Source organism: Acinetobacter sp. YH01018 (assembly GCF_013420295.1).
Lineage (GTDB): Bacteria > Pseudomonadota > Gammaproteobacteria > Pseudomonadales > Moraxellaceae > Acinetobacter.
In genome coordinates this window covers 1-12,570 of sequence record NZ_VOYL01000064.1, presented here as the reverse complement: position 1 = coordinate 12,570, position 12,570 = coordinate 1, and the positions used below count along the sequence as shown (strand labels likewise).

The following is a 12,570-nucleotide window of genomic DNA, read 5'->3' as shown; positions in this document are numbered from 1 at the left end:
TATGGGTGAATTATAGCAAAATAAAGCACTGTAATAAAGGCGATATTTGATTTTTTATGGCTATCGCCACTCGCTTATATCCCCCACCTGACTGTCGGTGGGGGTCTTACGCTCGATGAAGATAAGACTGAACTCAACGCTTTTATTGCCAGCCGGGTACAATTCTGACTACCCCTCTGAAAGCCTGTTGCAGCGTTTCTGCCCTTGTTCAAGGATTCTAAAATACCTTCTACGACTATGACCTATGCCGCTATTCTCGAGATGTGTTGCAACTTGCTACATGTCTACATCGCAGGTCATGTCCATGCGCGTCATTCAAATAAAAGGGAATAGGAAAACGGCTTCCCATCAGTTTAAAGCAGGCTCAGCTCCAGACTCATCGGCTGCTCAAACGGGTCAAATAGAACACCTAAAAAAATCCTGCAGTTAGCAGGATTTTTTTAGGCTGAGTGGATTGCTGGCTACTTAGCCTTTTGCGGTACGTTTTAATTTCTCGGGATCATCAAATGGCAAGGTATGCGCGATTGCATTTACCTCCAGGCTGCCTTTGACCTGCAGGGCTTTACCCTGCTCTGCATAAGGCACATCCAGACGTGCGATGGCCACGGTTTTACCGGTCAGCGGCGAATGCATACCGCAGGTAATGACCCCCACTTGCTGATTGCCGTCCCATAAGGTATCTCCCATTGCAGGCACCTGATCGCCTTCCAGCAATACACCGAAGATTTTAAAGCGTTCTTTGCCTTTTAAACGGCGATGCTCATAGCAGCCGCGGAATTCGCCTTTATGCGGTGAAACCGTGAAATCCAGGCCGAGTTCCCACAAGGTGTCGCCGCAGACATCATTCTCGAAGGGGAAATATTCTGAATTATCATACGGAAAGAAGAGTAAATAACTTTCTGTACGCAGCCAGTCCAGCGTGGTAAATGAACAGGGAATAATGCCATATTCAGCGCCGGTACTGAGAATGGTTTCCCAGATCATCGGTGCATCGGCCGCCTTACAGAAAATTTCATAGCCGCGTTCGCCGGTATAGCCGGTACGTGAAATCATGACAGGCGCACCAAACAGTTTGGTTTGCAGATGGTGAAAATAGGGCAAATCACGAATGCCCGCGACATGTTGAGCTAAATAGTCCACGGCCAATGGCCCTTGCAGCGATAAATCATGCAGGTCATCATCAAACAGTACCGCAACCTGACGCCCAGCCGCTGAGCGAATCAGCATTTCATAGCCAATGCCTGTGCCATGCACCACCATAAAGGCATTTGGTCCGGTACGGTAAATCACGCAGTCATCCACAAATTTTCCTTGCTCATTCAGCATGGTCGCATACACGGATTTGCCGGGATACAATTTGGAAATGTCGCGGGTGGTTGCATATTCCAGCAGGCTTTCCGCATGCGGGCCGACATAATGGACTTTTTTCAGGCCCGAAACATCCATCAATCCGGCTTTGGTGCGGATAGCCGTATAGTGATCTGCAATATCCGAATCATAGGTCCATGCTGTTCCCATGCCGTTCCAGTCTTCTAATTTTGAACCGAGCTGACGGTGGTGGGCTGCCAATGCAGAAATGCGCCAAGAGTTTGCCATACAGGTCTTCCTTATTGAATATTTTAAAATGTGCTGATTACTTAATTTTTGAAACTGAGCTGTTATTCATCTACGCCATCGAACTGGCTGAGCCATTGCACCAGCGGTTCACGATATTCACTGATGCCCTTGTATTCTGCGATCGGCTCAGGCAAATCGCGGATTACGCGGTATAGCCGCTTGGCCCATGCCGGGTTGCGGGTCAAATCATTCAGGCTAATCAGATAAGTGCGGATACTGAACAGCAGTGCATTGCTGCGTGCCAGACGCGGCATTGTTTGTAGCTCCACCCGCAAATGCACCAGTTCACCGGCATTTTCCGCAGTGACCAGACCGCGTTCATGTCCCCATAAATGATAGGTTTCCGAGGAAGTATCCATACGCGGATTGATGGTCATTGTCCAATTCAGACGTCGGTAGGGCTGGCCAACCTGAATGTTGAGCAGGAATTTGAGTGCGCGCTCAAACACCCCCAGGTTATGTGCCAGTTTTGGTACAGGGGCGTGCCATTGCTTAAAACTCATGCCGGCATCAAAATTCAGTGACCAGTCTGCAGGGCCGGTGATCATGCCGGCATCCATAAACAGATCGCCATCACGCTGATCCAGCAAGGCAATATCGCCTTGGAACTGACGGCTGATAAATTCAAACGGCTCCATCGGCAAGCTGTCTGCCTGACCAAAAATAAAATGGACGTCGATATTTAATGGTTGATTGACCCAGTGCCAGTTCAGGCCATCGCGCTCCAGCTGGAAATGTTCAGGGTAGTCTTCCGCATAATGCAGCATCACCATTTCCAAAAAGTCCCAGCTTGCTTGACGCATGTGAGGCATGATAATGCAACGTTTCGGATCCTTTTCCAGGGTTAAACGGCGCTCGTTCATTTCCGTTACATAATGTTCATCTACATCGAACCAATGCTCAAAAATGCTATCCGGCCTTGAAACAACAGGCTCAATATTCACCGAATACATATACTGGTCTTCGGGAAATGGAAAAGGAAAACGGGCAATCGCCTTTGCACTGTTATGGTAGTGAAACTGATCATGCATATTTTCATTGGGGTTAAATTGAACCGTCATCGTAATCTCCCAAAGCTATAGGTCTAAATGCAGGCAATGGCCTTGTTTGGCACGCGAAACGCAAGGCATCAACTGCGCCGAGCGCTCCTGCACCGTTAAATAATGATCCAGATGTTCTACCTCGCCTTGGCTGTAGGACGTGGCACATTGACCGCATACGCCGCCGCGGCAGAGATTGGGTACCTCAATGCCTTCTTGTTCCAGTGCTTCCAGCAGGCTAAAATCGCCGGGCACATGAATACGGCGCTGGCTTTTACTGAGCACGGCATCAAATGCGACTCCCGGTGCAGGCGAAGAAAAAGCTTCCCAATGCACACGTTTTTTTGACCAGCCCAGCATTTGTGCACAGTCAACAACAGCATGAATCAGACGCTCTGGCCCGCAAATATAGACATGGCTGCCGAGGGACTGCTGGCTCAGCAATGCGTTTATATCCAAACGGCGCTGGGTTTTTTCCGAATAAATATGTACCTGGTCATGAAACAGCTGCATCAGCATATCTTCATAGGCATTGCTGATGCCGTCACGACAGGCATAGTGCAGTTCAAAACTGTGCCCGGCATGCAGCAGGTATTTCATATGCGACAGGAACGGGGTAATGCCGATGCCGCCGGCAATAAATACATGATGCTGGGCCTGAGAATTGAGGGAAAATAAATTCAGCGGCGCAGAAATATTTAGGGTATCGCCCACCTGGATGTTTTCATGCAGGTATTGCGAACCGCCACGCGAGTTCTCCTGCAAGCGCACCGCAATTTGATACTGGTGCTGCTCATACGGGGCATTCAGCAATGAATAGGCATTGCGGATGATGCGGCCTTCAACTGGCAACTGTACAATCACATGACTGCCGGAAGAAAACGGCTGCAAGGGGGCATCTAAAGCGGCCAAGGTAAATTCGCGAATCATCGGGGTAACTTGATAAATTCGGGTTACATGGACAGGAACGGTTGGGTTCATGCGCTGAGTGCTCCCATAGGTTGATGCGCATTGGCACAGACTCCCATATAGGCGCCAAGGCGTTCAGAAAAATGACTGCGGATCAGCAGTTCGACCTGACACTGTTCACAGCTACAAAGCTCGTCTTTAACGGTGTTCTGGGTATGACCGCAGTGCACGCAGTAGACTTTTTTACGCGGGTTTTGCAGGCTGGAGCTATCCGCAATCAAGCTGATTTCCTCATCTAGGCAGCCCGTACCCACCAGGCACTGCTGTACTGTCCAAACAAAGGATTCATCACCGCAGACCACGGTACGCACGCCGGCCTTTTCCTGCTGCAGCACTGTCTCTAGTTCATGCAGCAGGCCAGCCAAGGCTGGATCTTGTTGACTGTCCAACATCAGCTGCACCGTTTGCGGATGCTGTTTGCTCATTTCGGTTAATTTCCGGGTCACTGCCGATGCTGCATGCTGCAACACCAGAACATACTTGGGTGCATTCCAGTGCAGCGTTTCTACAGTGTCATATCTGGGGGTACTGTGCATGGCTTCCATCATTTGAGAAACCTCATATAAGAACTACATAATCAGATATTTAAAGGTTTTTACGCCGCCTGGCCATTCCCTCTAAATCATACCCACTAAGGGGTAAAGCACGATATGCGGGGGAGATTTTTAAGCTAATGCGGAAATAAAAAAAGCAGCTGGAAACCAGCTGCTGCAGAAGAAACGTATGCCAGGTTGTTACTATGTGTTATGGGGCTGCCCGGCAGTGTTACGGGTCAAGCATTGACCGTGCTAACCTGCCTTTTGCTGTAGGTTGGCCTCGGTCTGTAAATAGGCCTCCAGGGAGTCATCCAGGGCATCAATCCAGGGCGTATGATGCGGCGTTGCCATCGTCCCGGTCATCAATGAACGGTAAGTATTGTCACGGAAGGCCATAATGTTTTCTTGCTTGTGTTTTTTCCATTGCAAAAAGGTCAGCCGCACCGCTTCAATATCAAAGCTTGGATAATCGGTCTGATCAATCAGGCGCATAATATAGTCGCCTTGAAATTTGAACATGGCTGCTGCATCCTGCAGGGTTTTTTCTTCCTCATGCCAGGCTTGGGTGTCGGCCTGCATCTCGGCAAAACTCGGCAAGGCAATTTTACCCAGCATCACATCGCGCGCATACCAGGCCTGTGCATCAAACATATTGAAGGAATACCACTGATCCTGCATGCCTAAATAAAATAGCTGCGAATTGGCTTCCCAGACCACACCCTGATACAGGTGCAGCGGATAGAGAATGTTATCGGTTTTTAGACGTAGGCTTTCCGACATGAAAGGGAAACTGTGCAAATAGCCAGTACATAAAATAATGGCATCAATCTCGGCCGAACTACCATCGGCAAAATAGGCATGGGTCTGATCGACCCGCAGCAGTTGCGGACGCTCTGACCAATTTTCAGGCCAGTGATAGCCCATCGGTGAACTGCGGTAACAGCTGATAATCTGCTTCGCACCATATTTATAGCATTGTGAACCGATATCTTCAGCAGAATAGCTGCTGCCGACCAGCAGTACATTTTTCCCTTTAAATTCCAGTGCATCGCGGAAGTCATGGGCATGTAAAATCCGCCCACCAAAACTGCCGAAACCTTCATATTCAGGAATTTTGGGGGTAGAAAAATGTCCAGAAGCCACCACCACAAAATCAAAAGTCTCGGTATACATCTCGTCGGTGACATGGTTATGCACCGTCACTGAAAACTGTTTGCTGTCCGGGTGAAACTCGACATGGCGCACCGCACTGTTGAAGCGGACATATTTGCGTACATCGGCTTTTTCTACCCGGCCTTTGATATAGTCCCACAGCACGGCACGTGGCGGATAAGAACCAATCGGCCGGCCAAAATGCTCATCAAAGGTATAGTCTGCAAATTCCAGACATTCTTTCGGGCCATTCGACCACAGATAACGGTACATGCTGCTATGCACCGGTTCACCATGTTTATCCAGGCCGGTATGCCAGGTGTAGTTCCATTGACCACCCCAGTCGGCCTGCTTTTCAAAGCATACCATTTCCGGAATTTCGATGCCCTTGCTTTGCGCAGATTGAAAAGCGCGCAGTTGCGCCATCCCGCTTGGCCCTGCCCCAATAATTGCAACTCGTTTCATGGTGAATCTCCATGTGATCTGTTTTAAACAAAACTGCCGTGATGCCATTACCTTAGACAGGCCTAGATCTTTTCGAAATTCCTCAGATGGGGTATGCACAATGGGATATGACCTGGGGTCATGCCGCTTTAGCGGCTTGCATTCCCTCAGTTTTGGATAAATACAGCGCCTTCAAGACCCAGCACCATGTCGCTTTGCGAATATAGGCCCTGCCCGATTTCCTGTACCCGCTGTATGCTGTTCTGGGCAGTGAGAATACGGTAATGTAAATGAAATACGCGATGATGCTGCACAGCCAATTGGATACTGTCCCAGACATACTGCTGGTCATCGGGATGAATCAGCTGTCCATAGCGCGGCGTATTGATCAGCAGCTCACTGTGATAACCGGTTATCTGCTGACAGCCGCTGCTGACATAATCCATGGTCCAGTTCCAGTCATTGCGTGAACGGTACAGCATGACCGGCAAGCGCGACAGCAAATCATGCAGACTGCGCTGCTGTGCATCCTGCAGTTCTTGCTGCCGGATTTTTTGCGTCTGCTCCGTGCCTAAAATGCACCATCCCCGCAACTGGTTTTTTCCGGCACCGGCACAGATCGGCTGCAGCGACAGATCAAACCATACCAAGGGCTGTTCCGGGATTAACAGGCGCAGTGCTAGCTTACACGGCCGTCCGGCCATGAGGGCACATTGGAAGGTCAAACTATCTTCGGAATACAGCCAGTAGCTCAAGGGTAAGCGCTGTGCTGCAGCATCCGGTTGCAGCTGTAGCAAGTTGTGCCAGGTACGATTACTGCGCTGAATCACGCCATGACTATCCAGCAATAGTGCAATATCGGCAAACTGGTCAAACAGTTCAGGCCAATCCTGATTCAAGTCCATATTCAGCCCATCTTTGCTGGAAGGCAGCGCTATTTTCGACATATCAGCATTACTCGCACGGTGAACCTTAAACGGAAGACGAGGGATAAATATCAAAATCTGCAGTGTTAAGCTGCTGATGCACCCACACGGAAAGCTCCAGCCGTGAATGCACATTCAGTTTGCGTAGCAGACTTTTCACATAGACTTTTACCGTACCGTCACTGATGCCTAATTCACGGGCAATCAGTTTATTGTTCAAGCCTTTTGCGATCAGCTTTAACGTTTCCTGCTCCCGCTGTGTCATTTCCGACAGAAGTTTACGCTGCAATAGCACCTGTTCAGAGGTTTTATGCAAGGCAGCGGCTAAGGGTGACGTCTGCTGCCGGACTTGCTGCGCCAGCAAAGCTACCCCATCGGCATGCAGTACGGTCCTGCCCTGTATGACTTGATGCAGTTGCAGCAGAATATCTTCCGGCAAGGTATCTTTGGGCAAAAAGCCATTGGCACCCAGACGAATGGCATCCAATACAATGCTGTCCTCCAGGCTGGCAGTTAAAATAATCACTTTAAGATCGACATTGCGTTCACGGATGCATTTTAGTACCTCAATGCCGCTCATCTGCGGCATCTGTACATCCAACAGCAGCAATTCAATGTTCGCGGTGTCCAGTGCTGACAAAAATGCTGATCCGCAGCTGTATTCCTGCTGTACATCAAAATGCTCGGACTGGCGGATAATATCCGCCACACCGCGCCTGAACAGCGCATGGTCATCTACAATACTGACTGCAATTTTATTCATCTCACTTCCCTCCAGTGCTCAGGTCTAATATCAGTTCAACGCAGGTGCCGCAGGGACGATTCGGGCGGATACTGAGCACAGCACCAATCCGTTCGGCTCGTTCCTGCATAATTTCCAGTCCGAAACTGTCCGGCCGTTTCCGCCCTGCCTGTATGCCGCGGCCATTATCTGCAATCTGAATGTGCAGCTGCTGAGTGAAATTGCGCTTTACAGAAATGACGGCTGTACTGGCGTGAGCATGACGTACAACATTGCTCAGGCTTTCACGGATGATATACAGCAGCTGTACCGACTGTCTGGCACTGACTTTCAGCTGTGGAACACGGTTATCCAGTTCAAAAGCCACACTGGACTGATGTTCAAATTCGGCAATAATTTTTTTCAGCGCGGTGAAAAAATCCAGTTCCTGATAGGTTAAGCGTGAGGCGGTAATTAATTCACGCACCTGCTGGTAAGCATAATGGGTATAAGCCGCCAGCTCCTCGGTCTGTTCCAGCAACGGTGCATAGCCAGGCTGCTGTTTGCATTGCTGGTTCAGCTGCGCGGATTTCAACCTTAAGAATCCAATAATTTGCGCAATGCTGTCATGTAAGTCAGCCGAAAAATCACGCCGCTCCTGCTGCAATATGGTTTGTATGCGCTCCTGCTGTAGCGCACGTTCCTGAAAGCCCGATTGCAAAGCCTGATCCAGCTGCTGCAGTAGCTCCACGTCCACCGGCTGGGCTGCCGAATAGTTTAAATAGACCCGCCAGACTGCAAAATTCTGTCCAGTAAACAGCGAGAGGCAATCATGCTGCCCCAGCAGCAGCGGCACATCCTGCTGCATCACCGCTACAGAACGCGGTAGCAGCTGCTCTTGGAGCAGACGTACCTCAGACTGCGCCAGCGGTTGCGCCAAGGCATGAAAAATGAAACATTCCTGAGTGAAGGGATAGCACATCACCAGACAATATTCCGGCAAGTCCGGCACAGGAAAATGCTGTTTCAGCCATTGCAGAAAAAGTGGCAATTCGGCCTTGGTATCCTGAATCTGCATCAGCTTTAATTTGGCCTGCAGATAAAACAGCGTCAATTCACGCTGGCGAAGCAGCCGTTGGGTCTGATCTAAATCACCTGCCTGGTTTATGGCCCGCTCTGTCTCTATTTTGCTGTCATTCATCACTTCACTCGCAAGATGCGCCATGCTGCTGAATTATTCTTTACAGTTAAATTATTTGAGCAGGAATCATGCCAACATCCAGCACTACCCTATTCAGGGTATACCTCTGGAGAAATTGCTGTTCCAGCAGAATATGTGTGAAATGAAGAGCATCAGAACCAGCGGGACGCTTTGGGCTCATCTATGGGAACGCTTACTTCAGCTTTAGCCACTGCAGTGACAGATGAATATATTCATCTGCAGCAGCCAATCCATGAACTGTATTTGCGCGCAGATGCACAGTGCATGCACATTTTTGACCTGGATGCGGGTGATCGCATTCAATTTGACTTACCTGAACAACAGAGTATTGATCTACTGATTTTCAATACAGAACAGCAGCTTAAGCCAGAATTGCTACAGGCACTACAGGCCGAATCCCACCTAGTGGCCAATGGTGCTCGGGCTACACATGCACAGTTAAATCAGGCCAGCGCCTCTAGCCAGCGCCTGAAACAGCAGTTAGCACAACATGCTATACAGCCTGACTGGCTGGAGCAGGCGCTGACCTTGCATAGTCCTGGAAAGAACATTTTTCAGGCATCGGCGGCAATTCAAGTCATCGTGCTGAATACCGGCCTGGACATGAATGTACAGCAGCAGTACTGCATAGATGAAGTTCCAGTGACGCTATTTAAAGCCCAGCCCGTGCATTATTATTTGCCGCAGCCTTTAGCCAAACCGGTGCAGGAAATTCTGATACCACGCGCTTCAGCACGGACGTATAGCGTTAAAGCAGGACAATGGATTCAAATTATAGACTTGTCGGGCAAGCAGTGTTCCGATTTTTTAGCCTTTGATGCCCAGGCTTTGGCCCAAGGCCAAGAACTGGGTCTGGATGCCATGGCCACCCGGACCATTTTGGGGCATGCCACCCCGGCTCCCGGGCTGCACTCTAAGTTTTTTGCCTCAGATCTGCAAGCGCTGGCCGAAGTGGTTCAAGACACCGTGGGTCGGCACGATATGTTCCTAAGTGCTTGCAGTCCGAAGTTCTATAACGATTCCGGCTACTTTGGCCATATTTCCTGCACCGATAACTTTAACCAGGTTCTGCAGCCTTTTGGCATCCAAAGCCGCAATGCATGGCCTGCCATTAACCTGTTTTACAACACCTTTGTTGAACCTTGCGGTGCAATCAGCATGGCAGAACCGTGGTCCAAACCGGGAGATTATGTCCTGCTGCGTGCCCACCGCGATCTGCTGTGTGCATCATCTGCCTGCCCTGACGATATTGATCCTTCCAATGGCTGGGTACCGACGGATATTCTGGTCCGGATTTATGATCAGGATCAGCATTTCCCACGCTCCCAGCATTATCGAATTGACCCCGAGGAACTGCCGCGCATGACCCAAGCATCAGGATTTTTTCCGCGCATCCAAGCGCTTACTTCAAAAATCAGTGAGTACCACGGCTATTGGATTGCCAATGAATACGACGGCTGGGGTGCCAAAGCGGAATATCTGGCCTGCCGTGAAAGGGTCGCCATGATCGATTTAAGCGCGCTGCGCAAATTTGAAATTACCGGCCCGGATGCAGAAGCTTTTATGCAGTATGCCTTGACCCGCAATATCCGCAGACTGGCGGTGGGTGAAATTGCCTACTCGGCCTCCTGTCTGGAAACAGGCGGCATGGTGGATGACGGCACGATTTTCCGCATGGGTGAAAACTGTTTCCGCTGGATTTGTGGTGATGAATATTCAGGAACCTGGCTGAAACAGCTGGCACAGCAGCATGGCTATAAAGTCAGCATCCGCAATTCATCCCGGCATATTCACAATATTGCAGTGCAAGGTCCACACAGCCGTGCGCTGTTGCAGCAACTGATCTGGACGCAGGAACATCAGCCAAGCGTAGAAAAATTAGCATGGTTCCACTTTACCCTCGGCAAGCTGGGCGGTACAGACGGGATTCCGGTCATGGTATCACGCACCGGCTATACCGGTGAGCTGGGCTTTGAAGTCTGGTGTCATCCTAGCCATGCCGAACAGCTTTGGGATGCCGTTTGGCAGGAAGGCCAGCAATATGAGATTGCTCCGCTCGGTTTTGATGCCCTGGATTTATTGCGCATAGAAGCTGGGCTGATCTTTGCACAGCATGAGTTTTCAGCCGAAACCAATCCCTATGAAGCCGGCATTGGTTTCACGGTACCAATGAAAACCAAGGAAGAAGATTTTATCGGCAAACAGGCCATGAAAAATCAGGCGCCGGAAAGCCGACATAAACTCATGGGCCTGGTCCTGGAAGGCAATGAAGCGGTCCAGCATGGCGACCCGGTCTATGTTGGACGTTTTCCTGTAGGTGTGGTGACCAGTGCAGCCAACTCCCCTTTGCTGCAACAACAGATTGCCCTGTGCCGCCTTGCACCGCAGTATGCCCTAACAGGCACCGCTGTCGAAGTTGGACAACTGGATGGTCTTAAAAAACGCCTAAAAGCCAAAGTGGTGGAGTTGCCTTTTTATGATCCACAAAGGTTAAGAGTGAAAAGTTGATTATCCAACCCATCATTTTTGCCTAGCTGTTGGATGCTCTTTAAAGCTGAACATTGCCACCGCTGAACAGCCATCCTGAACATAAGACCAGCGCTGCATTTTTCTAGAGGGTGCGGTGCTTTAACCGTTATTTAAAACCTACTTAAACCTACTTACGTGGGTTTAATGTTTAATTCCTACTTCATCATCAAGAACCAATTGCTATTGCGCTTGGGATTACCTCAATTCCATAGGCTGTCACGGTGTAACTCACCGCCATTGGTGGCTTATGTAGCCACCAATTCTTTATCTGCATGTTTTAGAATATTGATGGCAGCATTAATATCCCTGTGATGCAGGGTGTTACATGAACATCGCCACTCACGCATTGCAAGTGTCAGGTTTTGGTTTAATTCACCACAATTCGAACACATCTTGCTGCTTGGAAAGAATCGTCCAACAGAAAGTATTGATTTGCCATGCTGTTTAGCCTTGTAAATCAACTGTCGCTTGAACTCATAAAAGCCCATATCCGATATGGCTCTTGAGAGCTTACGGTTTTGTACCATACCTTTCACATTTAAATCCTCAATCGCAATCAGATCGAATCGCTTAACTAAATCAGATGTGACTTGATGAAGATTGTTTTTTCTCAAGCATGATATTTTGTAGTGCAAACGAGAGAGCTTGGTTTTCGCTTTTTCTCTGTTTTGACTACCTTTCTTTTTACGGCTAAAAGACTTAGCAAGTCGTCTTAACTTGGCAAGCTGTTTCTTTAGTGGCGCACTTGATGGAACAACCTCGCCATTAGATAAAGTGGCAAGACTGGAAACACCTAAATCAATACCAACAGATAAACCTGTTTTGGGGTGAAGTTTCTCAGGCTGATTTAATTCAACAGCAATCGAAGCAAACCACTTACCACCCTGTTTAAATATTTTCGCTGATAATATTTTTCCTTGATAACGCAAATCCTCAGTCATTTTTACCCAACCCAAGTTTGGGATACTAATTTTTCTATCTTTAATGCTGAATTGGTCATTTGATAATGAGAAGCGATCATCTACGCCTTTTTTTCTAGGCTTTGGATATTTGGATTGACCATTAAAAAAACGATCAAATGAACTACCCAATTGCTTAATCGCAAGTTGTGGCGCACATTTGGTCACTTTAAGCATGAAAGGGTATTTCTCACGCTTGAACGAGTTTAAGTGCTTTCTTATTTTAGCTTCGGATGGTTTATTTAGAAGTTTTTTATCCACCTGAACGCCATAATAGTCACACTGATCTCTATATTCCTTATCTGCTTTATATTGACGTTGCCATTCTTTTAGAACCTATCCAGAATATTTTCTATGCAAAAGTAGCCTTAAAAAGGCTAAATTAATGAACTGAAGGCTCGTATTTAGGTGCTTTTCACAGTTTTTCCAGAGCCTTCTGCATTTTTCTAACCAAG

Annotated in this window: 9 protein-coding genes and 2 pseudogenes; 1 reads left to right on the top strand and 10 read right to left on the bottom strand. The window is 48.6% G+C overall.

Going from position 1 to position 12,570, the window contains the following annotated elements:
• Positions 1 to 465: 465 nt before the first annotated feature.
• The 8 genes from FTT83_RS14455 to FTT83_RS14420 form a co-directional block, all read right to left on the bottom strand.
• Positions 466 to 1,596, bottom strand: a complete 1,131-nt coding sequence (locus FTT83_RS14455) for an aminomethyltransferase family protein (protein WP_004704305.1) — start codon at positions 1,594 to 1,596, stop codon at positions 466 to 468.
• 62 nt (positions 1,597 to 1,658) lie between these two features.
• Positions 1,659 to 2,678: a DUF3445 domain-containing protein gene (locus FTT83_RS14450; protein ID WP_180176793.1), complete on the bottom strand. Its 1,020-nt coding sequence runs from the start codon at positions 2,676 to 2,678 to the stop codon at positions 1,659 to 1,661.
• A 15-nt stretch (positions 2,679 to 2,693) separates the two neighbouring features.
• Positions 2,694 to 3,638 carry a PDR/VanB family oxidoreductase gene (locus FTT83_RS14445; protein ID WP_031953670.1) on the bottom strand — a complete coding sequence of 315 codons (945 nt, stop codon included), beginning with the start codon at positions 3,636 to 3,638 and terminating at the stop codon, positions 2,694 to 2,696.
• Positions 3,635 to 4,174, bottom strand: coding sequence for a dimethylamine monooxygenase subunit DmmA family protein (locus tag FTT83_RS14440; RefSeq protein ID WP_004704312.1), 540 nt, complete (start codon positions 4,172 to 4,174; stop codon positions 3,635 to 3,637). The genes FTT83_RS14445 and FTT83_RS14440 overlap by 4 nt, the downstream gene beginning before the upstream one ends.
• Before the next feature lie 240 nt (positions 4,175 to 4,414).
• Entirely contained in the window at positions 4,415 to 5,779 is a 1,365-nt protein-coding gene (locus tag FTT83_RS14435; RefSeq protein ID WP_180176794.1) for an NAD(P)-binding domain-containing protein, read from the bottom strand.
• 146 nt (positions 5,780 to 5,925) lie between these two features.
• Positions 5,926 to 6,705, bottom strand: coding sequence for a PAS domain-containing protein (locus FTT83_RS14430; protein ID WP_180176795.1), 780 nt, complete (start codon positions 6,703 to 6,705; stop codon positions 5,926 to 5,928).
• 25 nt (positions 6,706 to 6,730) lie between these two features.
• Positions 6,731 to 7,447: a response regulator gene (locus FTT83_RS14425; protein WP_004704319.1), complete on the bottom strand. Its 717-nt coding sequence runs from the start codon at positions 7,445 to 7,447 to the stop codon at positions 6,731 to 6,733.
• Position 7,448: 1 nt separating this feature from the next.
• On the bottom strand, positions 7,449 to 8,630 hold the full coding sequence (locus FTT83_RS14420) for a sensor histidine kinase (RefSeq protein WP_086197617.1): 1,182 nt from the start codon (positions 8,628 to 8,630) through the stop codon (positions 7,449 to 7,451).
• 159 nt (positions 8,631 to 8,789) lie between these two features.
• Here FTT83_RS14420 and FTT83_RS14415 point away from each other — a divergent pair, with 159 nt between their 5' ends.
• Positions 8,790 to 11,135 carry a DUF1989 domain-containing protein gene (locus FTT83_RS14415; RefSeq protein WP_180176796.1) on the top strand — a complete coding sequence of 782 codons (2,346 nt, stop codon included), beginning with the start codon at positions 8,790 to 8,792 and terminating at the stop codon, positions 11,133 to 11,135.
• Between the two features lie 266 nt (positions 11,136 to 11,401).
• On the opposite strand, the pseudogene FTT83_RS14410 reads toward FTT83_RS14415, so the two are convergent.
• Both FTT83_RS14410 and FTT83_RS14405 read right to left on the bottom strand, forming a co-directional pair.
• Positions 11,402 to 12,436: pseudogene (locus FTT83_RS14410) on the bottom strand (RNA-guided endonuclease InsQ/TnpB family protein); the annotation flags it as partial.
• A gap of 15 nt (positions 12,437 to 12,451) precedes the next feature.
• A pseudogene (locus FTT83_RS14405) lies at positions 12,452 to 12,570 on the bottom strand (IS5/IS1182 family transposase); the annotation flags it as partial.

Bases quoted from the DNA above. Each gene is read 5' to 3' on its own strand.
- FTT83_RS14425 (WP_004704319.1), bottom strand. From the start codon at position 7,447: ATGAATAAAATTGCAGTCAGTATTGTAGATGACCATGCGCTGTTCAGG.
- FTT83_RS14435 (WP_180176794.1), bottom strand. From the start codon at position 5,779: ATGAAACGAGTTGCAATTATTGGGGCAGGGCCAAGCGGGATGGCGCAA.
- FTT83_RS14430 (WP_180176795.1), bottom strand. From the start codon at position 6,705: ATGTCGAAAATAGCGCTGCCTTCCAGCAAAGATGGGCTGAATATGGAC.
- FTT83_RS14445 (WP_031953670.1), bottom strand. From the start codon at position 3,638: ATGAACCCAACCGTTCCTGTCCATGTAACCCGAATTTATCAAGTTACC.
- FTT83_RS14420 (WP_086197617.1), bottom strand. From the start codon at position 8,630: ATGGCGCATCTTGCGAGTGAAGTGATGAATGACAGCAAAATAGAGACA.
- FTT83_RS14440 (WP_004704312.1), bottom strand. From the start codon at position 4,174: ATGATGGAAGCCATGCACAGTACCCCCAGATATGACACTGTAGAAACG.
- FTT83_RS14450 (WP_180176793.1), bottom strand. From the start codon at position 2,678: ATGACGGTTCAATTTAACCCCAATGAAAATATGCATGATCAGTTTCAC.
- FTT83_RS14415 (WP_180176796.1), top strand. From the start codon at position 8,790: ATGGGAACGCTTACTTCAGCTTTAGCCACTGCAGTGACAGATGAATAT.
- FTT83_RS14455 (WP_004704305.1), bottom strand. From the start codon at position 1,596: ATGGCAAACTCTTGGCGCATTTCTGCATTGGCAGCCCACCACCGTCAG.